Annotated in this window: 16 protein-coding genes; 12 read left to right on the forward strand and 4 right to left on the reverse strand. The window is 67.0% G+C overall.

Annotation, left to right across the window (positions count from 1 at the left end; all coding sequences use genetic code 11):
* The first annotated feature begins 139 nt into the window (after positions 1 to 139).
* The 9 genes from VUG52_RS17680 (at position 140) to VUG52_RS17720 (ending at position 13,837) form a co-directional block, all read left to right on the forward strand.
* On the forward strand, positions 140 to 307 hold the full coding sequence (locus tag VUG52_RS17680; protein ID WP_220037411.1) for a DUF6026 family protein: 168 nt from the start codon (positions 140 to 142) through the stop codon (positions 305 to 307).
* A 492-nt stretch (positions 308 to 799) separates the two neighbouring features.
* The gene (glgA, locus tag VUG52_RS17685; protein WP_050706464.1) at positions 800 to 2,359 is read left to right on the forward strand and encodes a glycogen synthase GlgA; all 1,560 of its coding nucleotides are present in this window, start codon (positions 800 to 802) and stop codon (positions 2,357 to 2,359) included.
* A 14-nt stretch (positions 2,360 to 2,373) separates the two neighbouring features.
* The gene (treZ, locus tag VUG52_RS17690; RefSeq protein ID WP_050706465.1) at positions 2,374 to 4,116 is read left to right on the forward strand and encodes a malto-oligosyltrehalose trehalohydrolase; all 1,743 of its coding nucleotides are present in this window, start codon (positions 2,374 to 2,376) and stop codon (positions 4,114 to 4,116) included.
* The gene (gene malQ, locus VUG52_RS17695; protein WP_050706466.1) at positions 4,113 to 6,182 is read left to right on the forward strand and encodes a 4-alpha-glucanotransferase; all 2,070 of its coding nucleotides are present in this window, start codon (positions 4,113 to 4,115) and stop codon (positions 6,180 to 6,182) included. The genes treZ and malQ overlap by 4 nt, the downstream gene beginning before the upstream one ends.
* On the forward strand, positions 6,179 to 8,953 hold the full coding sequence (locus VUG52_RS17700) for a malto-oligosyltrehalose synthase (protein ID WP_050706467.1): 2,775 nt from the start codon (positions 6,179 to 6,181) through the stop codon (positions 8,951 to 8,953). Before malQ ends, VUG52_RS17700 begins: the two co-directional genes overlap by 4 nt.
* Before the next feature lie 20 nt (positions 8,954 to 8,973).
* On the forward strand, positions 8,974 to 9,240 hold the full coding sequence (locus tag VUG52_RS17705; RefSeq protein WP_050706468.1) for a DUF2934 domain-containing protein: 267 nt from the start codon (positions 8,974 to 8,976) through the stop codon (positions 9,238 to 9,240).
* Positions 9,241 to 9,365: 125 nt separating this feature from the next.
* Positions 9,366 to 11,519, forward strand: a complete 2,154-nt coding sequence (gene glgX / locus VUG52_RS17710) for a glycogen debranching protein GlgX (RefSeq protein ID WP_050706469.1) — start codon at positions 9,366 to 9,368, stop codon at positions 11,517 to 11,519.
* Positions 11,520 to 11,644: 125 nt separating this feature from the next.
* Entirely contained in the window at positions 11,645 to 12,439 is a 795-nt protein-coding gene (locus VUG52_RS17715) for an endonuclease/exonuclease/phosphatase family protein (protein WP_050706470.1), read from the forward strand.
* 321 nt (positions 12,440 to 12,760) lie between these two features.
* Positions 12,761 to 13,837: an autotransporter outer membrane beta-barrel domain-containing protein gene (locus tag VUG52_RS17720; protein WP_050706471.1), complete on the forward strand. Its 1,077-nt coding sequence runs from the start codon at positions 12,761 to 12,763 to the stop codon at positions 13,835 to 13,837.
* A 149-nt stretch (positions 13,838 to 13,986) separates the two neighbouring features.
* On the opposite strand, the gene glgB is transcribed toward VUG52_RS17720, so the two are convergent.
* The 3 genes from glgB to VUG52_RS17735 form a co-directional block, all read right to left on the reverse strand.
* Positions 13,987 to 16,197, reverse strand: a complete 2,211-nt coding sequence (gene glgB / locus VUG52_RS17725) for a 1,4-alpha-glucan branching protein GlgB (RefSeq protein ID WP_050706472.1) — start codon at positions 16,195 to 16,197, stop codon at positions 13,987 to 13,989.
* Complete coding sequence (treS, locus tag VUG52_RS17730) at positions 16,198 to 19,515, reverse strand: maltose alpha-D-glucosyltransferase (protein WP_050706473.1); 3,318 nt, start codon at positions 19,513 to 19,515, stop codon at positions 16,198 to 16,200.
* Between the two features lie 152 nt (positions 19,516 to 19,667).
* Positions 19,668 to 21,686, reverse strand: a complete 2,019-nt coding sequence (locus VUG52_RS17735) for an alpha-1,4-glucan--maltose-1-phosphate maltosyltransferase (protein WP_050706474.1) — start codon at positions 21,684 to 21,686, stop codon at positions 19,668 to 19,670.
* A 138-nt stretch (positions 21,687 to 21,824) separates the two neighbouring features.
* Here VUG52_RS17735 and VUG52_RS17740 point away from each other — a divergent pair, with 138 nt between their 5' ends.
* Together VUG52_RS17740 and VUG52_RS17745 are read left to right on the forward strand one after the other, a co-directional pair.
* Positions 21,825 to 21,992 carry a hypothetical protein gene (locus VUG52_RS17740; RefSeq protein ID WP_177330851.1) on the forward strand — a complete coding sequence of 56 codons (168 nt, stop codon included), beginning with the start codon at positions 21,825 to 21,827 and terminating at the stop codon, positions 21,990 to 21,992.
* A gap of 205 nt (positions 21,993 to 22,197) precedes the next feature.
* Complete coding sequence (locus VUG52_RS17745) at positions 22,198 to 22,458, forward strand: acyl carrier protein (protein WP_050706475.1); 261 nt, start codon at positions 22,198 to 22,200, stop codon at positions 22,456 to 22,458.
* On the opposite strand, the gene VUG52_RS17750 is transcribed toward VUG52_RS17745, so the two are convergent.
* Positions 22,433 to 24,103, reverse strand: a complete 1,671-nt coding sequence (locus tag VUG52_RS17750; protein ID WP_050706476.1) for an AMP-binding protein — start codon at positions 24,101 to 24,103, stop codon at positions 22,433 to 22,435. The genes VUG52_RS17745 and VUG52_RS17750 overlap by 26 nt on opposite strands.
* A gap of 285 nt (positions 24,104 to 24,388) precedes the next feature.
* On the opposite strand from VUG52_RS17750, the gene VUG52_RS17755 reads away from it, so the two are divergent.
* Positions 24,389 to 25,552 (forward strand): isovaleryl-CoA dehydrogenase, encoded by a 1,164-nt coding sequence (locus VUG52_RS17755; protein WP_050706477.1) that lies wholly within the window; start codon positions 24,389 to 24,391, stop codon positions 25,550 to 25,552.
* Positions 25,553 to 25,562 lie beyond the last annotated feature (10 nt).

Genomic DNA, 25,562 nt, shown 5'->3' on the forward strand with positions numbered 1-25,562 from the left:
GCGTTCTGGCGTAGGGTTCACCGACGAACGGGGCGACAACGATAAACAAAAAAGTTCCCAAGGGCCTGCGAAGAATTCAGAATGCGCGCCGCGCGAAGCGACTACGCTTCAAATTGTCACCAGCCATGCGAGGTGTGCCATGGGTACCCTGATGCCAGCCACTCCCACCCAGACCCTCTACGTCACCGTGCGCCGCGACGAGCTGCGCCAGTTGAAGGACGAACGTGACCAGCTGCGCCAGCAGGTCGCCCAGCTGAACCTGCTGCTGGAGCAGGCCCGCGTGCAAGGCAAGGCCGCCGGTCTCTGATCCACCCATCCCGTGTGGGAGCGCCCTGGCTCCCACCCTCTCGCTGACGACCTTTCCTGTTGCCGTATCACGCCCGTCGCGGGTCGAACCCGTTGCGTTGCGCTGCGACCCTCATATTTTGCAACAACTAGCCAACGTTTGCGCGGACAAACGCCCTCGAGAAAAATGACCAACGGGTCACTTTTCTCGCATTTCGTCTCCTACACTCCAGTTTCGGCCCGCGTTTTGCTCATAAAAAAGTGACGTAAAAAAGTCGAACTTTGCAGAACACGGGCAGGTCAGGACTTAAGTGGGCCGACGCAAAAGGACTTCCTCACGTCAGGCCCGCCCACCCCAACCAGTCCATACGTCTTTCGGCCGGAATGCCGAACGTGCCGTGCCTGCGCGCACGAATCTGGGGCAAGGACCGCACTACGAAGATGCAACAACGATCAGAGAGCACACCCACGAGCCAACGTTAAGCACACACCAGAACAAGGGACGGAGAGAAGTATGATCAGTGCCGCTGTCGAACCTCACGTAGAGTCATTCAACCCGGATAGCCGCGAGCCGCTGCCATCGGCGCTCGCCCCGACAGTCAAGGCACCCGGCGCCCAGCGCCAGCACAATCCGAACAAGCGCAAGATCCTGTTCGTCACCTCGGAGATCGCCGACCTGGTCAAGACCGGCGGCCTGGGTGACGTGTCCTCCGCCCTGCCCCGCGCCCTGGCGCACCTGCACGACGTGCGGGTGCTGATCCCCGGTTACCGCCAGGTGATGGAAAGCGACAACCCCATCCATCTCGTCGGCGAACTGGGCGGCCACGCGGCCCTGCCACCGTGCAAGATCGGGCGCATGGACCTGGCCGACGGCCTGGTGATCTACGTGCTGATCTGCCCCGAGCTGTACCAGCGCGACGGCACGCCCTACGGCGCCAACAACGGCCGCGACTGGCCCGACAACCATATCCGCTTCGCCCGCCTGGGCCTGGCGGCGGCGGAAATCGCCGCCGGCGAAGGCATGGCCCACTGGCGCCCCGACCTGGTGCACGCCCACGACTGGCCGGCCGGGCTGGCCCCGGCCTACATGCACTGGCGCGGCCTGAGCACGCCGACCCTGTTCACCATCCACAACCTGGCCTACCAGGGCGTGTACAGCCGCGGCTGCAGCCCGGAGCTGGCGATCCCCGACCACGCCATGCAGCAGGAAGGCATGGAGTTCTACGGCAAGCTGTCATTCCTCAAGGCCGGCCTGGCCTACTCCAGCCACATCACCACGGTCAGCGCCACCTACGCCCGGGAGATCACCACCCCCGAGTTCGGCTGCGGCCTGGACGGCTTCCTCGCCAGCAAGGCCCAGCAAGGGCTGCTCGGCGGCATCCCCAACGGCATCGACGAAAGCTGGGACTCGGCCACCGACCAGCACCTGAAACACAATTTCAGCCTCAACGACTGGGCCGGCAAGGCACGCAATGCCCAGCAGGTGCGCGAGCTGTTCGAACTGGAGCCGTCGGACGGGCCGCTGTTCGCCGTGGTGTCGCGGCTGGTCTACCAGAAAGGCCTGGACCTGACCCTGGGGGTGGCCGACTACATCGTCCAGCAGGGCGGCCAGATCGCCATCATCGGCCGCGGCGAACCCGAGGAGGAACAGGCCATGCGCGAGCTGGCCCTGCGTCATCCGGGCCGTATCGGCGTGCGCATCGGCTTCAACGAGACCGACGCCCGGCGCATGTTCGCAGGCAGCGATTTCCTGCTGATGCCGTCGCGCTACGAGCCCTGCGGCCTGAGCCAGATGTACGCCCAGCGCTACGGCTCGCTGCCGGTGGCGCGCAACACCGGCGGGCTGGCCGACACCATCGAGAACGGTGTAACAGGCTTTCTGTTCGACGACTCGACCGTCGACAGCTACCGCGAGGCCCTGGCCCGCGCCTTCTATGTGTACGGCAAGAAGAACCTGCTGAACGCCATGCGCTGCCTGTCGATGACCCAGCCGTTCAACTGGTGCCAGGCGGTGGAGCCCTATGCACGCCTATACGAGGACTTGGTCAAGCAGGCGCAGCACGTCCACTACTGAGCGGAGAGCTGGCGATGCACAAGCATGGCGCACACCTGCTGGACGCCACGTCGGCGCGCTTCGCCCTCTGGGCGCCGGATGCGCGCAGCGTGAGCGTGGAACTGGAGCATCAGCCGGCGATCGAGCTGTTGCCCGACGGTGACGGCTGGTACACCGGCGTGGCCCCGTGCCGGGCCGGTGACCGTTACCACTACCGTATCGACGGTGCACTGAAGGTGGCCGACCCGGCCTCGCGCTACCAGCCCGATGGCGTACAGGGCCCAAGCCAGGTGGTGGATGTGGCCAGCTACGCCTGGCGACACCCCTGGCAAGGCCTCCCCTGGCACGAGGCGGTCATCCAGGAGCTACATGTCGGCTTGCTCGACGGCTATGTCGGGGTGGCCCGGCACCTGCCGCGTCTGGCCGAACTGGGCATCAGCGCCGTCGAACTGATGCCGCTGGGACAGTTCCCTGGCGAGCGGAACTGGGGTTACGACGGCGTGCTGCCCTATGCGCCGCAAAACACCTATGGCAGTCCCGAGCAATTGTGTGAGCTGGTCGACCAGGCACATGGCCATGGGCTGATGGTGCTGGTCGATGTGGTGTACAACCATTTTGGCCCCGACGGCAATTACCTGCAGCAGTACGCCAGCCCATTCTTTCGCGAGGATCGGCAGACTCCCTGGGGTGCAGCCATCGACTTCCGTCGCCCGCAGGTGCGCGAGTACTTCATCCAGAACGCCCTGATGTGGTTGTGCGACTACCGCTTTGATGGGCTGCGCCTGGATGCCGTGCACGCCATCGACCAGCCCGACTTCCTGATCGAGTTGGCACAAAGGGTACGCGCGGCTGTGGAGCCGGGCCGCCACGTATGGCTGGTGCTGGAAAACGAGCACAACCAGGCCGGGCTGCTGCAACAGGGTTTCGACGCGCAGTGGAACGACGACGGCCACAACGCCCTGCATGTGCTGCTGACCGGCGAGACCGAAGGCTACTACGCCGACTACAAGGACCGGCCGATCGACCAGCTGGCCCGCTGCCTGGCCGAAGGCTTCGTGTTCCAGGGCCAGCCCGACCGCCACGGCACGCCACGGGGCGAACCCAGCGGCCACCTGCCACCGAGCGCCTTCGTGCTGTTTTTGCAGAACCACGACCAGGTCGGCAACCGCGCCCTGGGCGAACGCCTTACCCGCCTCTGCCCGCCGCCGGCCCTGCGCGCTGCCACCGCGCTGTTGCTACTGGCGCCGATGATCCCGCTGCTGTTCATGGGCGACGAGGACGGCAGCCGCGAGCCGTTCCTGTTCTTCACCGACTTTCACGATGAGCTGGCCGACGCGGTGCGTGAGGGGCGGCGCGGCGAGTTCGCCCATTTCGACGCCTTTGCCGACCCGCACAAACGCGAACAGATCCCCGACCCGAATGCCGAGGCGACCTTCACCTCGTCCCGGCCCCGGCACCAGGATGTGCTGGCCGGCTGGCACGGCCTGTACCAGCAACTGCTCGACCTGCGCCGGCGCCATATCATCGCGTACCTGCCCGGCACCCGCGCCCTCGGCGCCGAGGTGCTCGGCGACCAGGCGCTGACCGCCCGCTGGCGCCTGGGCAACGGCTGCGAGCTGCGCATCGACCTCAACCTCGCCGCCCAGCCCCAGCCGGTCGCGCTGCCCGCCCTGCAACGGCGCCTGTATGACAGCAGCGACAACGCCCACCCCGATTCGACCCTTGCCGCGCACAGCTGCGTGGTCAGCCTGCTGCCCCCCGACCAGGAGACGCCATGAGCGAACAGCCCCTCCACCGCCTGGCCGCGCGGGTCGGCCTGGCCCGCGACTGGATCGACGCCAACAACCGCCCGCAGCAGGTCAGCGACGAGGCATTGCGCCGGGTGCTAGCAGGCCTCGGCCACCCGGCCGACGATGCCGCCGCCATCGCCGCCAGCCTGCGCGCCGTCGAGCAGGCCGAGGACAGCGAACACCTGCCGCCGCTGCTGACCGTCGATGTCGGCCAGCCCCTGGACCTGCAGCGCTATTTCAGCGCCGGTCGCCAGGCACATTGCACCCTGGAGGACGGCAGCCAGCGCAACCTGGCCCTGGACGCCCAGGCGCGCCTGCCGGGCGAGCTGCCATTGGGCTACCACCGCGTGGACATCGATGGCCGCAGCTTCAGCGTGGCCGTGGCGCCGCCGCGCTGCCATGCCCTGGAGGACCGCGTCGAGCAGCAACCGCCGCGCTGCTGGGGCATCGCGGCGCAGCTGTACAGCCTGCGTCGCCCCGGCGACGGCGGCTACGGCGACTGCCTGGCCCTGGAGCAACTGGCGCGCAACGCCGCCGAGCGCGGCGCCGATGCCCTGGCGATCAGCCCGATCCACGCCCTGTCGGCGTTCGACCAGCGCCACTTCAGCCCCTACTCGCCCTCCAGCCGGCTGCTGCGTAATGTGCTCTACGCCAGCCCCGGTGTCGTCTTTGGCGAGCGCGAGGTGCGCATGGCCATCGAGGCCTGCGACCTGCAGGCGACTCTCGACACGCTGGAGCAGCAGGCGCTGGTGGACTGGCCACGGGCCGCCGATGCCCGCCTGCGCCTGCTCGAGGCGCTCTACCGGCAGTTCAGCCAGGGCGAGCACCCGCTTCGCCAGGACTTCGACAGTTTCCGCGCCAGCGCCGGCGAGCAGCTGGAGCACCATTGCCGCTTCGAAGTGCTGCAGGCCGAAGCGGTCAGCACGGGCCTTGGCGCCGACTGGCGCCGCTGGCCCAAGGCCTGGCACGATCCCTATCACCCTGAGGTCGAGGCCTTCGCCAACGCCTACCCGGCGCGGGTCGAGTTCCACGCCTTCTGCCAGTGGTTGACCGAACGCAGCCTGCAACGGGCCCAGGACGCGGCGCGCGGCAACGGCATGGCGGTGGGTCTGATCGCCGACCTGGCGGTGGGGGCCGACGGCGCCGGCAGCCAGGCCTGGAGCCGCCAGGACGAACTGCTGGCCGAGCTCAAGGTCGGCGCGCCGCCGGACATCCTCAACCGCTCCGGCCAGGACTGGGGCATCTGCGCCTTCTCCCCCGAGGGCCTCAGGCGCAACGGCTACCGCGCCTTCATCGAGATGCTGCGGGCCAACCTGGCCCATGCCGGCGGCCTGCGCATCGACCATGTGATGGGCCTGCGCCGGCTGTGGCTGATCCCCCGTGGCGCCAAGCCGAGCGAAGGCGCCTACCTGGACTATCCGCTGGACGACCTGCTGCGCCTGCTGGCGCTGGAGTCGGCGCGGCACCAGGCGATCATCCTCGGCGAGGACCTGGGCACCGTGCCCGAGGGCCTGCGCGAACGCCTGGCCGACAAGGCCGTGCTGGGCATGCGCGTGCTGCCGTTCGAGCAGGCCGCGCCCGGGCAGTTCAAGCCGATCCTCGACTGGCCGGACAACGCCCTGGCCACCACCGGCACCCATGACCTGGCGCCCCTGGCCGGCTGGCTGGCAGGCCGCGACATCGACTGGAGCCATCGCCTGCAACTGATCGACGCCGCCACCGAACTGCACTGGCGCCATACCCGGGCCCTGGAACGCGATGGCCTGCGCCGCACCCTGGAGCAGAACTACGGGCCACTGCGCGGCGACGACGCGCTGATCGATGCGGCGATCCGCTATGTTGGCCATACCCGCGCGCCGCTGGTGCTGGTGCCGCTGGAGGACCTGCTGGGCAGCGACGAGCAAGCCAATCTGCCCGGCACCACCGAAGGCCACCCCAATTGGCGCCGGCGCTTCCAGGCGCCAGTACGCGACCTGCTCGACGACGAGGACGCCGCCCGCCGCCTGGAGCTGCTGGCCCAGGCCCGCGAACAGGCCTGGGAGCGTGATCGATGAAACCCTTGACCGCGACCCTGCGCCTGCAACTGCACAGCGACTTCACCCTGGATGACGCGGTGCCGCTGGTGCCCTACTTCGCCCGCCTTGGCATCAGCCACCTGTATGCCTCGCCGATCCTCACCGCCCGCGCCGGTTCCCGGCATGGCTACGACGTGGTCGACCCGACCCGGGTCAACCCCGAGCTCGGCGGCGAGGCGGCGCTCGAACGCCTGGTGGCCGCCCTGCGCCAGCACGGCATGGGACTGATCCTCGACACCGTGTCCAACCACATGGCCGTGGGCGGCGCCGACAATCCCTGGTGGCAGAGCCTGCTGGCCTGGGGGCGGCGCAGCCCCTATGCGGAATTCTTCGATATCCAGTGGCATTCCAGCGACCCGTTGCTGGCCGGGCAGCTGTTACTGCCGTTCCTTGGCAGCGACTACGGCGCGGCCCTGCAGAACGGCGAGATCCCGCTGACCTTCGACGCGCCACAGGGGCGTTTCGAGGTGGCCCACCATGAACATCGCTTCCCGATCTGCCCGCTGGACTACGGGCGCATCCTCGGTCAGGCCGGGGACCCACGCTTGCAGGCACTGGCCGCGCACTTCAGCGCCCTCGGCGAGGCCGACGACCCACTGGCCGAGGCCCTGCCCCTGCACCGCGAACTGGCCCGCCTGAGCGCTGCCGGCGCGAACCTGCAATCGGCCCTCGGCGCCTTCGACAGCCGCACCGAGGCCGGTTTCAAGCACCTGCACCTGCTGCTGGAACGCCAGACGTACCGCCTGGCCAGCTGGCGCACTGCCGCCGACGACATCAACTGGCGGCGCTTCTTCGACATCAACGAACTCGGCGGCCTGCGCGTGGAACGCGCGGTGGTGTTCGAGGCCACCCATGCCAAGCTGTTCGAGCTGATCGAACGTGGCCTGGTGGACGGCCTGCGCATCGACCATATCGACGGCCTGGCCGACCCGCGCCGCTACTGCCGCAACCTGCGCCGCCGGGTCGACCGCTTGCTGGCGCGACGGCCGCTGGATGCCGCGCTGGCGCACTTCCCGATCTATGTGGAGAAGATCCTCGGCGCCGACGAACACCTGCACCGTGACTGGCTCACCGACGGCACCACCGGCTACGAGTTCATGAACCAGGTGTCGCTGCTGCAGCACGATCCCGCCGGCGAGGGGCCGCTGGGCGAGCTGTGGAGCGCCGTCAGCGAGCGCCCTGAATTCGCCGAGGAGGTGCGCACGGCCCGCCATCTGGTGCTCAACGCCAGCCTGGCCGGCGACTGCGAGTCGGTGGCCCAGGCCCTGCTGCAGGTGGCCCGCGACGACCTGATGACCCGCGACCTCACCCTCGGCGCCATTCGCCGGGCGCTGCAGGCGCTGGTCGAGCACTACCCGGTGTACCGCACCTACATCAACGCCTGTGGCCGCCCCGCCGAGGACGAGGCGTTTTTCCAGCAGGCGCTGGCCGGGGCGCGACAGTCGCTGGGTGAAGCCGACTGGCCGCTGCTCGAGCAGCTCGAGCGCTGGCTCGGTGGCCAGCCGTGGCGCCGCCTGCCGCCGGGCCGACCGCGCAAGCACCTGCGCCATGCCTGCGTGCGCTTCCAGCAACTGACCGCGCCCAGCGCCGCCAAGGCCGTCGAGGACACCGCGTTCTATCGTTCGGCCCGCCTGCTGTCGCGCAACGATGTGGGCTTCGACGCCGAGCGTTTCAGCGCCGCGCCGGCCTGGTTCCACAACGAGGCCCAGCGCCGCCTGCGCGACTTCCCCGACAACCTGCTGGCCACCGCCACCCACGACCACAAGCGCGGCGAGGACTGCCGGGCGCGCCTGGCCGTGCTCAGCGAGCACGGTCCCTGGCTGGCCAGCCGCGTCGAGCACTGGCGCGAGCTGGCCGCGCCGCTGCGCGAAGCGCTGGACGACGGCGAGGCCCCCAGCCCCGCTGACGAACTGCTGCTGTTGCAGACTTTGCTCGGCAGCTGGCCGCTGTCCCTCGACCTGCATGACACACCGGCCCTGCGCGCCTATGCCGAACGCATCCGTCAATGGCAGCGCAAGGCCCTGCGCGAAGCCAAGCTGCGCAGCAGCTGGGCCGCGCCGAACGAACGCTACGAGCAGGCCTGCGCGGCCTATGTCGACGGCCTGCTGCTGGACGACGAGAACCAGCAGCTGCGTCAGTCCCTGCACGAGGCGGCGCGCCGCCTGGCATGCCCTGGCGCCTTGAACGGCCTGGTGCAGTGCCTGCTGCGCATGACCACGCCCGGCGTGCCGGACCTGTACCAGGGCAACGAGTACTGGGACTTCTCGCTGGTCGACCCGGACAACCGCCGCCCGGTGGACTACCCGGCAAGGCGCGCCAGCCTCGACGACGGCACCCCCCTGACCGAGCTGCTCGCCCACTGGCGCGATGGCCGCATCAAGCAGGCCCTGGTGGCCCGCGTGCTGGACGCGCGCCAGGCCCATCCCGAGCTGTTCCAGCGCGGCGCCTACCTGCCGCTGACCGTGCAGGGTCGCCACGCCAACCAAGTGCTGGCCTTCGCCCGCCTGGGCCAGGGCGAACGCGCCATCATCGTCGTACCACGGCTGGCCAGCGCGCTGCTGGGCGCGGCCGCCACCCCGTTGATCCCGGCTCCGAACTGGGACGATACCCGGCTTGTACTGCCGTTTGCCTTGTCGCCTGCCAACTGTTCGGGACTTTTCGGCGGCGGTGCTGTCACCCCTTCAAGGGAGCTGATGTTGAGCACCGTGCTGATGGAGTTTCCGGTCAATGTGTTGATTGAACATGCCTAACTGCATTCAGGAGCGTCGAGATGAGTGTCGAAGAAAAGCGTATTCGCGAGTTCGCCTATCAGATCTGGGAGTCGGAGGGTAAGCCCGAGGGGCGCGAGGAGGAACATTGGGACAAGGCGCGCAAGCTGGCCGAAGCCGAGGCGCTCGCCCCCAAGGCGCCACCACGCAAGAAGACCGCGGCCAAGCCCAAGCCACCGGCAGACCCCAAGGTGGCGGCGTTGCCAGGCGTGAAGCCGGCTGCTGCGGCTAAAAAACCGCGAGCGGCGAAGAAGCCTGCTGCTGGTTGAGGCTTTTGCAAGCCTGTACCGGCCTTATCGCGGGGCAAGCCCGCTCCCACCATGGAATGTGACGCGATCAGAACGTGGGAGCGGGCTTGCCCCGCGATCCCTATCCCCGGACCATGAGGACCGCCATGAGCCCCCGCACCCCGAAGAAGACCCGCTCCGTCGCCCCGTCGCGCATTCGCGAGGGCCTGCCCTTTCCACTCGGCGCCACCTGGGACGGCCTGGGGGTCAACTTCGCGCTGTTCTCGGCCAACGCCACCAAGGTCGAGCTGTGCCTGTTCGACGCCAGCGGCGAAAACGAAATCGAGCGCATCGAGCTGCCCGAGTACACCGACGAGATCTACCACGGCTACCTGCCCGACGCCCACCCGGGCCTGGTCTACGGTTACCGGGTGTACGGTCCCTACGAGCCGGAGAACGGCCACCGTTTCAACCCCAACAAGCTGCTGATCGACCCCTATGCCAAGCAATTGGTGGGCACGCTGAAATGGTCCGAGGCGCTGTTCGGCTACACCATCGGCCACCCCGATGCCGACCTGTCGTTCGATGAGCGCGACAGCGCAGCGTTCGTGCCCAAGTGCAAGGTCATCGACCCGGCCTTCACCTGGGGTCGCGACCAGCGCGTGTCGATCCCGTGGGAGCACACCATCATCTATGAAGCCCATACCCGCGGCATCAGCATGCGCCACCCGGCGGTGCCCGAGCACCTGCGCGGCACCTTCGCGGGGCTGGCCAACGACGAGCTGCTGGCGCATATCAAGGAACTCGGCGTATCGAGCATCGAGCTGCTGCCGATCCACGCTTTCGTCAACGACCAGCACCTGCTGGACAAGGGCCTGAACAACTACTGGGGCTACAACAGCATCGCCTTCTTCGCGCCCCATCCGCGCTACCTGGCCAGCGGCAAGATCGCCGAGTTCAAGGAGATGGTCGCGCACCTGCACGACGCCGGGCTCGAGGTAATCCTCGACGTGGTCTACAACCACACCGCCGAGGGCAACGAGCGCGGCCCGACTCTGTCGATGCGTGGCATCGATAATGCCTCTTACTACCGCCTGATGCCCGACGACCGGCGTTTCTACATCAACGATTCGGGCACCGGCAATACCCTCGACATGAGCCATCCACGGGTGCTGCAACTGGTCACCGACTCGCTGCGCTACTGGGCCGGCGAGATGCACGTGGACGGTTTTCGCTTCGACCTGGCGACCATTCTCGGCCGCTATCACGACGGCTACAGCGAGCGCCACGGCTTCCTCGTCGCCTGCCGCCAGGACCCGATGCTCAGCCAGACCAAGCTGATCGCCGAACCCTGGGACTGTGGCCCGGGCGGCTACCAGGTGGGCAACTTCGCCCCCGGCTGGGCCGAATGGAACGACCGCTTCCGCGACACCGTGCGCAGCTTCTGGAAAGGCGACGAAGGCATGCTCGCCGACTTCGCCGCGCGCATCACCGCCTCGGGCGACCTGTTCAACAACCGCGGCCGACGCCCCTACGCCTCGGTCAACTTCGTCACCGCCCACGACGGCTTCACCCTGCGCGACCTGGTGTCGTACAACGACAAGCACAACGAGGACAACGACGAGAACAACCAGGACGGCACCGACAACAACCTGTCGTGGAACTGCGGCGTCGAAGGCCCCACCGACGACCCGGCGATCAACGCCCTGCGCATGCGCCAGATGCGCAACTACTTCGCCACCTTGCTGCTGGCCCAGGGCACGCCGATGATCGTCGCCGGCGACGAGTTCAGCCGCACCCAGCACGGCAACAACAACGCCTACTGCCAGGACAGCGAGATCGGCTGGGTGAACTGGGACCTGGACGAGGACGGCAAGGCGCTGATGGCCTTCGTCAAGCGCCTGACCCGCCTGCGCCTGGCCTACCCGATCCTGAGGCGCTCGCGTTTTCTGGTCGGCGACTACAACGAGGCGATCGGGGTCAAGGACGTCACCTGGCTGGCCCCGGACGCCAGCGAGATGACCGTCGAGCAGTGGGAGGACCCGCACGGGCGCTGCCTGGGCATGCTCATGGACGGCCGCGCCCAGGTCAGCGGCATCGCCCGGCCCGGTGCCGAGGCGACCATGCTGCTGATCGTCAACGCCTACCACGACGTGGTGCCGTTCACCCTGCCGGCGGTGCCGGAGGGCGACTACTGGAGCTGCCTGGTGGACACCGACCGGCCCGAGCTGCGCAAGCCGCAGCACCTGGCGTTCGACACGGTGTTCGAGGTCAAGGGGCGGTCGTTGCTGCTGATGGTGCTGCAGCGCGAGGAGGAGTGAACCCAGGAGCGGACGTCCGGTCCTAATTTGTACCGTGGGAGCGGGCTTGCCCCGCGATAGGGCCTCTGCCGTCATCGCGGGGCAAGCCCGCTCCCACGACGCACACGTTACCCAGAGGAGCGCCTGTGAAACTCGAAGCCGGCAGTCCAGGTTTCGCCAACGTCAACCAGGCCCCGGCCGTGCACCGGGTCAAGGTGCTGACGGTCAACACCCACAAGGGCTTCACCGCCTTCAACCGGCGCTTCATCCTGCCGGAGCTGCGCGAGGCGGTGCGCAGCACCGAGGCCGACATCGTGTTCCTCCAGGAAGTGCTCGGCAGCCACGACCGCCACGCCGCGCGCTACCCCGGCTGGCCACGGACCTCGCAGTATGAATTCCTCGCCGACAGCATGTGGAGCGACTTCGCCTACGGCCGCAACGCGGTCTACCCCGACGGCCACCACGGCAACGCGCTGCTGTCCAAGTACCCGATCATCGAGCACCGCAACCTCGACGTGTCGATCACCGGCCCCGAGCGCCGCGGCCTGTTGCACTGCGTGCTGGACGTGCCCGGGCAGCGCCAGGTGCATGCCATCTGCGTGCACCTGTCGTTGCTCGAGCGCCACCGCCAGCAACAGCTGCAACTGCTGCGCAGGCTGCTCGACGCCCTGCCCGCCGACGCCCCGGTGATCATCGCCGGCGACTTCAACGACTGGCAGCTGCGCGGCAACCGTACCCTGCACCTGCACCGCGACCTGCACGAGGCGTTCGAGCGCCATCATGGCCTGCTCGCCCGCACCTACCCCGCCCGCCTGCCCCTGCTGCGCCTGGACCGCGTGTACCTGCGCAATGCCGACAGCCACGCGCCGAGAATCCTCAGCAACAAGCCCTGGACCCACCTGTCCGATCACCTGCCGCTGGCGGTGGAAGTGCGGTTGTAGCAACGATTCGGCATAGCCACGCGGCGGGAAATCGCCATTGTCGATATACCGACTTAAAACTTGTCATTATTCAATAAGTTAATTGGTCAAACAGGCATTTTTCGATCCTTTCACGATTTCTTGACGCAAGTGCCGTCCTCTCCTTAGCTGAACAGTAATCACCAGATGGAAAATCTCGTGCCGGGCCTCTAGCTCGCGCCCTCGTGCGCGTTCCAAGAAGCTGGCGCGCTGGTTTGGGTCGCCCCCTGTTCTTGTCGTACAGCTCGTGACATCAGGCCAGGTCTTGGGCTGTTCATCTCATACATCAACAGGAGATCCGCCATGAAAAGCACCTCGAATCCCTCGCGCTTCGACGCTTTTTTCTGTGCGGTTTCCACGTCGCTGCTCTTGGCAACCCCGGTGGAAACCTTCGCCTTCGAATCGCAGGAGGGTGAACCCTTCGCCCCTGTCCTGGCGCAGCCCGAGGTGCCGCGATTGTCGCTCGATCCGGTCAGCGCCAGCGGCCTCAACCAGGGCCTGCTCAGCGCGTTCTCCGAGCGCATGGGTGAACGCCACGGCCAGCCCGACGGCGACCATATCGCCAGCCAGTGGGCGCAGTTCTTCCCCGGCGCGCCGCGCCAGGGCGCCCAGCCGCCGGCGCAGGTGGAGGCGCCCAGCCAGCAGATGATGATCGGCCCGGACCTGTTCGTGCGTGAAACCAGTGGCGGCAACGTGCACCGCGCGGGGATCTTCGTCGGCCACAACAACCTGCAGAGCACCTTCAACGGCATGCGCCCGCTTTTGGGCGACAAGCAGCGTGACGCGGTCAACCTCAGCGGCGAGAGCCTGGGCGTGTACTGGAGCATGACCCACGAGCAGGGCTGGCACGTGGACGCCGTGGCCATGGGCACGCGCATCGACGTCAACGGCCGCTCCCAGGCCGGCCAGCGGCTCGACGACAGCGGCCACGCGATGACCTTCTCGGTGGAAGGCGGCTACCCCATCGGCCTGGGCGCCGGCTGGGTGATCGAGCCCCAGGCGCAGTTGATCAACCAGCAGTTCTTCCCCGGTAGCCAGGTGCAGGAAGAAACCCTGCAGGCCTTCGACAGCCAGCCCAGCTGGAGCGGCCGGGTCGGCGCCAGGCTGTCGGCGCGCTACGAAGTGCGCGGCATGCCCATCGAACCCTATGTGCGCACCAACGTCTGGTACGACTTCAGCAACGCCGACCCGGTGAAGCTGGACCAGGTCGACAAGATCTCCAGCTCGCGCAGCGCCGCCACGGTTGAACTGGGCTTGGGCCTGGTGGCCCGGGTGACGCCAAACGTGGCGCTGTTCGTCAGTGCCGACTACAGCTCCGATGTGGATGACAATGACCTGAATGGGTTGATTGGTAGCCTGGGGGTCAGGATGCGTTGGTAGACGACCACCGCACTCCTGTAGGAGCGGCCTTGTGCCGCGAAAGGGCCGCAAAGCGGCCCCGGCGATCGACGCGTAAACGCTGAAACCCTGGGGCCGCTTTGCGGCCCTTTCGCGGCACAAGGCCGCTCCTACAGGGAGAGAGGAAACCATCAGGCCGGCTTCATCACCAACACCCCCAACGGCGGCAGGTTCAGCGCCAGCGACAACGGCTGGCCATGGCTGGCGATCACCTCACTGGCCACCGCCCCCAGATTCCCCACGTTCGACCCGGCATACAACTCGGCATCGCTATTGAGCAATTCTTGCCAGTGCTCGCCAAACGGCACGCCAATGCGGTAACCCTCCCGCGGCACCGGGGTGAAGTTGGCCACCACCAGCAAGGGCTCGCCCTGGCTGCTCCAGCGCAGCCAGGCATACACGCTGTTTTGCGCGTCGTCGCCGATCAGCCACTGAAAGCCCTGGGCCCGGCAGTCCTGCTCGTGCAGCGCCGGCAGTTCGCGGTACAGGCGGTTGAGGTCGGCCACCAGCTTCTGCACGCCCTGGTGCTCGGAGTACTGCAGCAGGTACCAGTCCAGTTGCTGGTCGTGGTTCCACTCGCGCCACTGGCCGAACTCGCAGCCCATGAACAGCAGCTTCTTGCCCGGATGGGTCCACATGAACGCCAGGTACGCCCGCAGGTTGGCGAACTTCTGCCAGCGATCGCCGGGCATCTTGTCGATCAGCGAATGCTTGCCGTGGACCACCTCGTCGTGGGAGATCGGCAGGATGAAATGCTCGGAATAGGCGTAGATCAGCCCGAAGCTCATTTCGTTGTGGTGATAGGTGCGGTGCACCGGGTCGTTCTGGATGTAATGCAGGGTGTCGTGCATCCAGCCCATGTTCCACTTGTAGGCAAAGCCCAGGCCGCCCTGCTGCACCGGCTGGCTGACGCCGGGCCAGGCGGTGGACTCCTCGGCGATGATCAGCGCGCCCGGCGCTTCATGGGCCGCGACGCCATTGAGGTGGCGGATGAAATCGATGGCCTCGAGGTTCTCGCGCCCGCCGTGGCGGTTGGGCACCCATTCGCCGGCCTTGCGCGAATAGTCGCGGTAGAGCATCGAGGCCACCGCGTCCACGCGCAGGCCGTCGATATGGAAGTGCTTGAGCCAGTGCAGCGCCGAGGCCAGCATGAAGCCGCGCACCTCGTTGCGGCCGAGGTTGTAGATCAGCGTGTTCCAGTCCTGGTGGAAGCCTTCCAGCGGGTTGTCGTATTCGTACAGGGCGGTGCCGTCGAAACGCGCCAGGCCATGCTCGTCGGTAGGAAAATGCGCCGGCACCCAGTCGAGGATCACGCCGATGCCGCCCTGATGGCAGGCATCGACGAAGAAGGCGAAGTCCTCGGCGCTGCCATAGCGCGAGGTCGGCGCGAACAGCGACAGCGGCTGGTAGCCCCAGGAGCCGCCGAAGGGGTGCTCCATGATCGGCATCAGCTCGATATGGGTGAAGCCCAGCTCCTGCACGTAGGGCACCAGGCGCTCGGCCAGCTCGCGCCAGTTGTAGAAGCGCGCGACTTCGCCGACATCGTCCAGCTCGCAACGCCAGGAGCCGGCGTGCAGTTCGTAGATCGACAGTGGCGCGCTGTAGGCGTGGCGCTGGGACCGCTGCTCCATCCACTGGCCGTCGCGCCAGTCGTGGGCCAGGGCCCCGGCCACCTTCGAGGCAGTGCTCGGCGGAAGCTCCGTGGCGCGGGCCAGGGGGTCGGCCTTGAGCGGCAGCACGCCGTCCGCGCCCAGCACTTCGAACTTGTAGGTCTCGCCCACGCCGAGCCTGGGCACGAACAGCTCCCACACCCCGGCGCTGTGGCGCAGACGCATGGGGTGGCGGCGACCGTCCCAGTTGTTGAAATCGCCGACCACCGAGACCCGCCGGGCGTTGGGCGCCCACACCGAGAAGCAGACGCCCGCGACACCGTCGGCAACGGTCGGCTGGGCGCCGAAACGCCCAGACAGGTCGCGGTGATTGCCTTCAGCGAACAGGTAGAGGTCCATGTCGCCCAATTGCGGGCCGAAGCTGTAAGGGTCCTCGGTGACCTGCTCGCCGCCGGCCCAGCCGATCTGCAGCAGGTAGGCCCGTGCTTCATCGAGGTGCGCGGTGAACAGCCCCGGTACGCTGCCCTGCACCATTTCGGCAAGTACCTGCCCATCGTCGCGCGCCAGCAGTCGTGCGTTCAGGGCATTGGGCAGGAAAGCGCGGACGAACAGGCCGCCCGCGCCGTCGCCATGGGGGCCGAGCACGGCAAATGGATCGGCGTGCTCGGCGCGGGCCAGGGCATCGAGGTCCCGTTGCCGAAGGCCGCCGTTGTCACGCGTGGTTGCGTTCATTTATGACTCTCCCCAGGTACTGATCAGTCCATGCAGGCCATGCAAAGGCACGGCCAGCCAGCTTGGCCGGTTTTCGGCTTCATAGGTGATTTCGTAGGCGGCCTTCTCCAGGCAGAACAGCTCCAGCGCCGCGCGCTCGCCCTCGGCCTGCTGCCAGGCGTGGGGCATGGCGGCGGTGGCCAGCCCGTAGGCTTCGACGAAGGCGTGACGCGACTGGTGCAGGTACTGCCGGGCGACCCGCTGCCGGGCCTGGCGCGCCGCGTCGGACAGGTCGACCGCCGAGGCGCTGCGCAGGATCATCGCAGCAGCATAGTCGAAGGAGCGCAGTACGCCGCTGACATCCTTGTACGGGCTGTGTTTCGCCCGCCGCTCGTCGAGCGGGCGCGCCGGCTCGCCCTCGAAATCGATCAGGTAGGCGTCGCCCTGCACCACCAGCACCTGGCCCAGGTGCAGGTCGCCGTGCACGCGCATCAGCAGGCCGCCCCGGGCCTGCCGGGCGAGGTTGTCGACGTGCTGCTGCAAGCCTTCACGCTGTTGCTGCAGGTCGTCGACCAGCGCCTGGCTGTCGCGGTCCAGGGTGTCGCGGTGCTGGGCCAGCAGGTCGAGAGCACGGGTCAGCTCGGCGCTGATCTGCCGGCTCCAGCGCTCGCTGTCCCGGGCATCGCTCGGACGAGACTGGAACGCCACATCATCACTCGGCGCGGCCAGCAGCAGGTGCATCTCGCCCAGGCGTTGGCCGAGCAAGGCGGCAAAACCTGTCAGCTCGGCCAGGGCATCGGTATGCGCCTCCGGCTCGGCGCTGCCGGGCTCCATCTGGTCGCGGATCGCCCGCTCCAGGGTGTTCTGCGTCCAGTCCCAGGCATCGCCCTGGTTGCTCAGGTAGCCCTGGGCGATCATCAGCAGATGGGGCTGGCCACTGTCATCGACACGACTGACCCAGGCCAGCAGGGGCGAGATATTGGCAAAGCCCGCGGCGGTCAGGTACGCGCTCATCTCGAGCTCCGGATGCACCCCTGGGTTCACCCGGCGAATCAGCTTGAGCACCAGGCTGCCGCCGACCACCACCGAGCTGTTGGACTGCTCGGCGCCCAGGTAGCGCACCTCGCTCTGCTCATCGAGCTGCAGCGCGGCCAAGGCCTCGGTGCGATGGAAATGCAGCTCGCCCAGGCCATCACCACAGGGCAGGCGCAGGCCCTCCTGGCAGCCCTTGAGCACGGCGCGAATGAACGGTTCAAGCACGAAGGCGTCGGTGATCAACCCCACCTGGCGGCCACGACGCACCCGCGACAGCGCCAGTTGCTGAGGCAGCGCCGCGTTGATCTGCTCTTCGGGCAGCAGGCCAAAGGGCAACTGGTAGTGAGTGACGACGCCCTCGCTGTGCACCTCCAGCTCGGCGAGCAGCACCGGCAGCGCCGTGGTGGCGAAGCGCACGCCATAGCTCAGGCGCACCTGGTCGATCGGTCCTTCCTTGCCGGCAAACCAGCGGCGCTTGGGCAGGTACTGCGGCAGGATCGCGCCTTGCAATGCCTCGCGGGCCGGCGTTTCGAGCAACTCCTCCATGCGCTTGCGCAGCACCAGGGTGGTCAACTCGGGCAGCCCCTCGGCGGGCTGGACATGCCAGCTGGGCATGCGGTCGTGGCTGGCCAGCAGGAACCAGTAGAAGCCATAGGGTGGCAGGGTCAGCAGGAACGGCAGTTGGCCGATGGGTGGGAAGGCGCTGCCGCCGAGCATCTCCACCGGCACCTTGTCGGCGTACTGCGCCAGGTCCAGCTCCGCCGCCTGGGCCGCCCGCGAGACGTTGGCCACGCACAGCACGATTTCGCCGTTGCCGTCGGCATCGGTGTATTCGCGGATATACGCCAGCACCCGGCGATTGCTCGGCGTGAGCATCTTCAGGCTGCCACGGCCAAAGGCCTTCTGCTGCTTGCGCACCGCCAGCAGCCGGCGGTTCCAGTTGAGCAGCGAATGCGGGTCGTGGGCCTGGGCCTCGACGTTGATGGTCTGGTAGCCGTACAGCGGGTCCATGATCGGCGGCAGCACCAGGCGCTGCGGATCGGCCCGGGAGAAACCGCCGTTGCGGTCCGGCGACCACTGCATGGGCGTGCGCACGCCGTCGCGGTCGCCCAGGTAGATGTTGTCGCCCATGCCCAGCTCGTCGCCGTAGTACAGGGTCGGGGTGCCGGGCATCGACAGCAGCAGGCTGGTGAGCAGTTCGATGCGCCGCCGGTCGCGCTGCAGCAGCGGCGCCAGGCGTCGGCGAATGCCAAGGTTGATGCGCGCGCGGCGGTCCTCGGCGTAGTAGTTCCACAGGTAGTCGCGCTCGCGGTCGGTGACCATCTCCAGGGTCAGTTCATCGTGGTTGCGCAGGAAGATCGCCCACTGGCAGTTGGCCGGGATCTCCGGGGTCTGGCGCAGGATATCGGTGATCGGGAAGCGGTCCTCCATGGCCAGGGCCATGTACATGCGCGGCATCAGCGGGAAGTGGAAGGCCATGTGGCACTCGTCGCCGTCGCCTTCGCCGAAGTACGGGCGGGTGTCTTCCGGCCACTGGTTGGCCTCGGCCAGCAGCATGCGGTCGGGGTAGTTGGCGTCGATCTCGGCGCGGATCGCCTTGAGCACGGTGTGGGTTTCGGGAAGGTTCTCGTTGTTGGTGCCGTCGCGCTCGATCAGGTACGGGATGGCATCCAGGCGCAGGCCGTCGACGCCGATGTCGAGCCAGTAGCGCATCACGCCGATCACCGCCTTGAGCACTTGCGGGTTGTCGAAGTTCAGGTCCGGCTGGTGCGAGTAGAAGCGGTGCCAGAAGTACTGGCCGGCGACCGGGTCCCAGGTCCAGTTGGACTTCTCGGTATCGAGGAAGATGATCCGCGTGCCATCGTATTTCTGGTCGTCGTCGGACCACACGTAGAAGTCCCGGGCCTTGCTGCCGCGCCTGGCGTGGCGGGCGCGCTGGAACCAGGGATGCTGGTCGGAGGTGTGGTTGATGACAAGCTCGGTGATCACCCGCAGGCCGCGCTTGTGCGCCTCGGCGATGAAGCGCTTGGCATCGGCCATGCTGCCGTAGTCCGGGTGCACGGCCTTGTACTCGGCGATGTCGTAGCCGTCGTCGCGCCGGGGCGAAGGGTAGAACGGCAGCAGCCAGAGGGTGTTGACGCCAAGTTCGGCGATGTAGTCGAGCTTGCCGATGAGCCCTGCGAAATCGCCGATGCCGTCGTTGTTCGAATCGAAGAACGATTTCACGTGCAACTGGTAGATCACCGCGTCCTTGTACCACAGCGGATCGTCGATGAAGGCTGCCGGGCGGGAACGCTTGGCCATGTGCGACTCCTTTCAATTGCAGATTTGCTTGCTCGGCCTTGCACGATCCCTGTGGGAGCGGGTTCACCCGCGAAACAGACACCGCGGTGCATGGCACCGGCTTTGCCGGTGTTCGCGGGTGAACCCGCTCCCACAGGGATCGCGCAAGGCCATCACTGGGCCCTTTCGATGCGCCAGATACCAAACGGCTGGTGCCACGGTTCGATGCGCATCCACTGGGTCTTGCCATGCCAGGTCCAGCGGTGGCCATTCATCAGGTCCTCGCCCTGGGTGTCGGCGTTGTCGTCCAGCCCCAGCTCCCACAGCGGCAGCTCGAAGCTGGCCTCCTGGGCGTTGTACGGGTCGAGACTGATGGCCACCAGGATCACGTTGTCACGCTCTGGCGTGCGCTTGGCGAAATACAGGATCTGATCGTTCCAGCAGTTGAGGAACACCACCCCCAGGTGAGTCTGCAGGGCGCGGTTCTGCCGGCGGATGCGGTTGAGCTGGGCGATCTCGGCGACGATGTTGCCGGGCTGGGTGAAGTCGCGCGGGCGGATCTCGTACTTCTCCGAATCCAGATACTCCTCCTTGCCCGGCAGCGGCGTGCCCTCGCACAGCTCGAAGCCCGAGTACATGCCCCACAAGCCCGAGCCCATGGTCGCCAGCGCGGCGCGGATGAGAAAGCCGGGACGGCCCGAGGTCTGCAGGAAGAATGGGTTGATGTCCGGCGTGTTGACGAAGAAGTTGGGCCGGTAGCATTGGCTCCACGGCGGCTGGTTGAGCTGCTCGAAGTACTCGCGCAGTTCCTGCTTGCTGTTGCGCCAGGTGAAATAGGTGTAGCTCTGCGCATAACCGACCTTGCCCAGGCGCGCCATCATCGCCGGGCGGGTGAAGGCCTCGGCGAGGAAGATCACCTCGGGGTGCTGACTGCGCACATTGGCGATCAGCCATTGCCAGAACGGCAGCGGCTTGGTGTGCGGGTTGTCGACGCGAAAGGTCTTCACGCCCTCCTCCACCCAGCCGACCACCACGTCGCGCAAGGCCAGCCACAGGCTCGGCACCGATTCGGGGGCGTAGAAGTCGACGTTGACGATGTCCTGGTACTTCTTCGGCGGGTTCTCGGCGTAACGGATGCTGCCGTCGGGGCGCCAACTGAACCAGCCGGGGTGCTCCGTGAGCCAGGGGTGGTCCTGGGAGCACTGGATGGCGAAATCCAGGGCGATCTCCAGGCCATGCTCGGCGGCGGCGGCGACCAGCCGGCGGAAGTCCTCGCGACTGCCCAGCTGTGGGTGGATGGCATCGTGCCCGCCCTCCGGGCTGCCGATGGCGTAGGGACTGCCGGGGTCGCCGGGCTCGGCCTGCAAGGCGTTGTTGCGGCCCTTGCGGTGCTTCATGCCGATGGGGTGGATCGGCGGGAAGTACAGTACGTCGAAGCCCATGTCGCGGATCATCGGCAGGCGCTGGTGCACATCGTCGAAGGTACCGTGGCGTTCGGCATCGTCGGTGATCGAGCGCGGGAACAGTTCGTACCAGCTGGCGAACAGCGCCGCCTCGCGGTCCACATCCAGGGGAAACTCGCGGCTGCGGGTGAGGTAGCTGCGGTGCTCGGCCTCGGCCATCAGCTGGGCCGCGTCGGGGTGCAACAGCAACATCACCTGGTCATCCACCGGCAAATCCGGCAGGCGCTGTTGCAAGGTCTCAAGCTGCTCGCGCAGCAACCCGTCGCTGCGCTCGATGCCCTGGCCCAGCAGCAGCCGGCCCTCCTCCAGTTCGAGCTTCACATCCACACCGGCGGCGTACTTCTTCTCCAGGTCGTGGCAGTAGGTGGCGAAAGGGTCGATCCAGGCCTCGATGCTGAACAGGTGCAAGCCCAGCTCGGTGGGGGTGAAGTCTGCCAGCCACAGGTCGTTACCCGGCGAGTGCATCGCCACGCAGTGCCAGCGCCGACTGTGGGCCTGGCGCCAGTTCAGGCTCACCGCCAGGCGGTCGTGGCCATCGCTGTAGACCTTGGCCGTCACCTCGACCTTGTGCCCGCGCACCGCCTTGGCGGCGAAGGTGCCACCGTCGAGTACCGGGCTTGCGTCCTCGATCACGATGCGCGGCGCCAGCAGCGCCTGGGACAGGCTGATGGCCTGGTCCGGGTGATCGTTGGCCATGGGCACGCTTTCGAACGGCTCTTTACCAGACATCGACCTGCTCCCCTGGGCTGGTGGCGGTAAGGGTTCAGAGCCGTGTTGGCGCGCGGGGGTTCAAAAAAAATGAGCGTCGGGCGCAGGCCTGGGTCAAAGCCTGCGACACCTCTTCATTCATCCCGCGAGGCCAGGCCCATGAACATTCCCATTCCACCGGAGACACCCGACCCGAACATCGACGACCCGACCTTGCCGCCGCCGGTGCCCGAGGAGGATCCGGACGAGCTGCCGATCAAGCCGACCGTGCCGCCGACCGTGGGCGACCCGCCGAGCGAGGAGCCGCCGGTGAAAGGTAGAGGATAGACAAGGTTGTGGAATGTTGACCGCCTGAACCGGCAAGCCCGCTCCCACAAGTGCCGTGTCGCCTGCGTGGGAGCGGGCTTGCCCCGCGATGAGGCCGGTCCTGACAGCACAAAGCTGCGCCCGATGCACCTGGCATTTCTGCCAGTGGCGCCCGCTCATAAAGCCACGTAAAGAGAAGCACCGCCCTCTGACGGTCACCTCCGGCATGCGCTCGCGCCTCTACATCGCCTTCCATCTGCAATGGATCCTCGCCTGCTTCCTTGAACAGAGCTTGCACCGGATCCGGCCGAACATCGCCATGGACGAACTGGGCGCCGACAGTTTCGACGTGGTGGAGCTGCAAGCCATCGTGGAGGAGACATTCGGCATCTTCATCCCCGATCAAGTCCAGACCTACACCACCTTTGCCGAACTGGTTGACCTGGTCTTCAAGGCGATACCTAGCCCCCCAGCTCCTCCACGCTGATCTCGCGCATCCGGAACTTCTGCACCTTCCCCGTCACCGTCATCGGAAACTCATCGACGAAGCGGAAATGCCGCGGTGTCTTGAAGTGTGCCAACCGCGCCTTGCACCACAGCTGCAGTTCCTCGGCACTGGCACTGTGCCCGGGGTGCAGGCGAATCCACGCCACCACCTCCTCGCCATACTTGCTGCACGGAATCCCCACCACCTGCGCCTCGGCCACCGCCGGGTGGGTGTGGAAGAACTCCTCAAGCTCGCGCGGATAGATGTTCTCGCCACCGCGAATGATCATGTCCTTGTTGCGCCCGACGATGCGCACGTAACCCTCGTCGTCCATCACCGCCAGGTCGCCGGTGTGCATCCAGCCGGCTGGATCGATGGCGTCATGGGTGGCCTGCAGGTTGTCCCAGTAACCGAGCATCACGCTGTAGCCCCGGGTGCACAATTCGCCGATCTCGCCCCGGGCAACGATGCGCCCGTCGGCGTCCACCAGCTTGGTCTCCAGCTGCGGCTGGGTGCGGCCCACGGTGGTCACGCGAAGCTCCAGGCCGTCGTCGGGTCCGGTCTGCAGCGACACCGGGCTGGTCTCGGTCATGCCATAGGCGATCTGCACCTCGGCCATGTGCATCTGCTCGATGACCTTGCGCATCACCTCGATCGGGCAGGTGGCGCCGGCCATGATGCCGCTGCGCAGGCTGGACAGGTCCAGCGCGGCGCGGCTGGGGTGGTCGAGCATGGCGATGAACATGGTCGGCACGCCATAGAGGATGCTGGCCCGCTCCTCGGCCACGGCGCGCAGGGTGAGTTCGGCGTCGAAGGCGTCGTTGGGGTAGATCAGGGTGCTGCCATGGGTGATGCAACCGAGGTTGCCCATGACCATGCCGAAACAGTGGTACAGCGGCACCGGGATCACCATGCGGTCGTGCTCGGTCAGGCCCAGGCTCTCGCCGACCATGTAGCCGTTGTTGAGCAGGTTGTAGTGGCTCAGGGTCGCGCCCTTGGGGGCGCCGGTGGTGCCGGAGGTGTACTGGATGTTCACCGGCTGGTCGAACTGCAGGCCCTGTTGCCGGGCCTCGTAGGCGGTGAGCTGCACCTGCCCTGCCCGCCCGGCCAGCGCGGTCCAGGGCAGGAAGCCCGTGGGCGGCTCGACGGCCAGGCTGATCACCCCGCGCAGCTCGGGCAGGCGCTCACTGGCCAGCTCGCCCAAGGCATGGACCGCCAGCTCAGGTACCAATTCCTGCACCATCGCGTGGTAGTCGGAGGTCTTGAAGGCATCGGCGCACACCAGCCAGCGGCAGCCGGACTGGCGCAGCACGTATTCAAGCTCACCCACCCGATAGGCCGGGTTGATATTGACCAGGATCCCGCCGACCTTGGCCGTGGCCAGTTGCAGGATGCACCACTGGGCGCAGTTGGGCGCCCAGATGCCGACCCGCTCGCCGACCTCCACGCCCAGCGCCATCAAGGCCCGGGCATGCACGTCGACCTCGGCGGCCAGCTCGCGCCAGCTGTAGCGCACTCCCTGGTGGCGCACCACCAGCGCCTCGCGCTCGCCGTGGCGGGCGACGGTGGCATCGAAGGCCTGGCCGATGGTCAGGGTGAGCAATGATTTGTCTTGACGGCCGCGCGTGTAGCTTGGTTGAGGCATGGTTGTCCCTTCTTGTGGTTGTTCTGGGCATGACTGAAGCAGGCGGCAATTACTCTGGCGCAGATTTACGTTTACGTAAAGGTGATGTTCCGATTGACAGTCCTGGAAGGCAGGTTTACGTTAACGTCAACCGCAGACATGACGGCGTTGTGGGAGCGGGCTTGCCCCGCGATGAGGCCGGACCAGGCAATACCGCTGGCCGTTCTGACGGGCATCGCGGGGCAAGCCCGCTCCCACAACGCCGCAGCAACCGCTCCCATTTCAAGAACAAGAAGGTGCCCGCACATGCATTACCCCAGCCTGAACTTCGCCCTGGGCGAGACCATCGACATGCTCCGCGACCAGGTGCGCACCTTCGTCGCCGCCGAGCTGGCGCCGCGCGCCGCGCAGATCGACCACGACAACCTGTTCCCCGCCGACATGTGGCGCAAGTTCGGCGACATGGGCCTCTTGGGCATCACCGTGCCGGAAGAATACGGCGGCGCCGGCCTGGGCTACCTGGCCCACGTGGTGTCGATGGAAGAGATCAGCCGCGCCTCGGCCTCGGTGGCCCTGTCGTACGGCGCCCACTCCAACCTGTGCGTCAACCAGATCAACCGCAACGGCACCCACGAGCAGAAGCTCAAGTACCTGCCCAAGCTGATCAGCGGCGAGCACATCGGCGCCCTGGCCATGAGCGAGCCCAACGCCGGCTCCGACGTGGTGTCGATGAAGCTGCGCGCCGAAAAACGCGGCGACCGCTACGTGCTCAACGGCAGCAAGACCTGGATCACCAACGGCCCCGACGCCAACACCTACGTGATCTACGCCAAGACCGACCTGGACAAGGGCCCCCACGGCATCACCGCGTTCATCGTCGAGCGCGACTGGAAAGGCTTCACCCGCAGCAACAAGTTCGACAAGCTCGGCATGCGCGGTTCCAACACCTGTGAACTGTTCTTCGACGACGTCGAAGTGCCGGAGGAGAACATCCTCGGCCAGCTCAACGGCGGCGTGCGCGTGCTGATGAGCGGCCTGGACTACGAGCGCGTGGTGCTCGCCGGCGGCCCCACCGGCATCATGCAGAGCTGCATGGACCTGGTCGTCCCGTACATCCACGACCGCAAGCAATTCGGCCAGAGCATCGGCGAGTTCCAACTGATCCAGGGCAAGATCGCCGACATGTACACCCAGCTCAACGCCAGCCGCGCCTACCTGTACGCCGTGGCCCAGGCTTGCGACCGCAGCGAAACCACCCGCAAGGACGCCGCCGGGGTGATCCTGTACACCGCCGAGCGCGCCACGCAGATGGCCCTGGAGGCGATCCAGATCCTCGGCGGCAACGGCTACATCAACGAGTTCCCGGCCGGCCGCCTGCTGCGCGACGCCAAGCTGTACGAAATCGGCGCCGGCACCAGCGAGATCCGCCGGATGCTGATCGGCCGCGAACTGTTCAACGAAACCCGCTGAGCACAAGGAA

This window comes from Pseudomonas sp. LH21 (genome assembly GCF_036549575.1).
GTDB classification, from domain to species: Bacteria; Pseudomonadota; Gammaproteobacteria; order Pseudomonadales; family Pseudomonadaceae; genus Aquipseudomonas; species Aquipseudomonas peradeniyensis.

What these genes read in the sequence shown, in the direction of transcription:
- VUG52_RS17680 (WP_220037411.1), top strand. Translation starts at nt 140, where the DNA reads ATGGGTACCCTGATGCCAGCCACTCCCACCCAGACCCTCTACGTCACC.
- glgA (WP_050706464.1), top strand. Translation starts at nt 800, where the DNA reads ATGATCAGTGCCGCTGTCGAACCTCACGTAGAGTCATTCAACCCGGAT.
- treZ (WP_050706465.1), top strand. Translation starts at nt 2,374, where the DNA reads ATGCACAAGCATGGCGCACACCTGCTGGACGCCACGTCGGCGCGCTTC.
- malQ (WP_050706466.1), top strand. Translation starts at nt 4,113, where the DNA reads ATGAGCGAACAGCCCCTCCACCGCCTGGCCGCGCGGGTCGGCCTGGCC.
- VUG52_RS17700 (WP_050706467.1), top strand. Translation starts at nt 6,179, where the DNA reads ATGAAACCCTTGACCGCGACCCTGCGCCTGCAACTGCACAGCGACTTC.
- VUG52_RS17705 (WP_050706468.1), top strand. Translation starts at nt 8,974, where the DNA reads ATGAGTGTCGAAGAAAAGCGTATTCGCGAGTTCGCCTATCAGATCTGG.
- glgX (WP_050706469.1), top strand. Translation starts at nt 9,366, where the DNA reads ATGAGCCCCCGCACCCCGAAGAAGACCCGCTCCGTCGCCCCGTCGCGC.
- VUG52_RS17720 (WP_050706471.1), top strand. Translation starts at nt 12,761, where the DNA reads ATGAAAAGCACCTCGAATCCCTCGCGCTTCGACGCTTTTTTCTGTGCG.
- glgB (WP_050706472.1), bottom strand. Translation starts at nt 16,197, where the DNA reads ATGAACGCAACCACGCGTGACAACGGCGGCCTTCGGCAACGGGACCTC.
- treS (WP_050706473.1), bottom strand. Translation starts at nt 19,515, where the DNA reads ATGGCCAAGCGTTCCCGCCCGGCAGCCTTCATCGACGATCCGCTGTGG.
- VUG52_RS17735 (WP_050706474.1), bottom strand. Translation starts at nt 21,686, where the DNA reads ATGTCTGGTAAAGAGCCGTTCGAAAGCGTGCCCATGGCCAACGATCAC.
- VUG52_RS17740 (WP_177330851.1), top strand. Translation starts at nt 21,825, where the DNA reads ATGAACATTCCCATTCCACCGGAGACACCCGACCCGAACATCGACGAC.
- VUG52_RS17745 (WP_050706475.1), top strand. Translation starts at nt 22,198, where the DNA reads ATGCGCTCGCGCCTCTACATCGCCTTCCATCTGCAATGGATCCTCGCC.
- VUG52_RS17750 (WP_050706476.1), bottom strand. Translation starts at nt 24,103, where the DNA reads ATGCCTCAACCAAGCTACACGCGCGGCCGTCAAGACAAATCATTGCTC.
- VUG52_RS17755 (WP_050706477.1), top strand. Translation starts at nt 24,389, where the DNA reads ATGCATTACCCCAGCCTGAACTTCGCCCTGGGCGAGACCATCGACATG.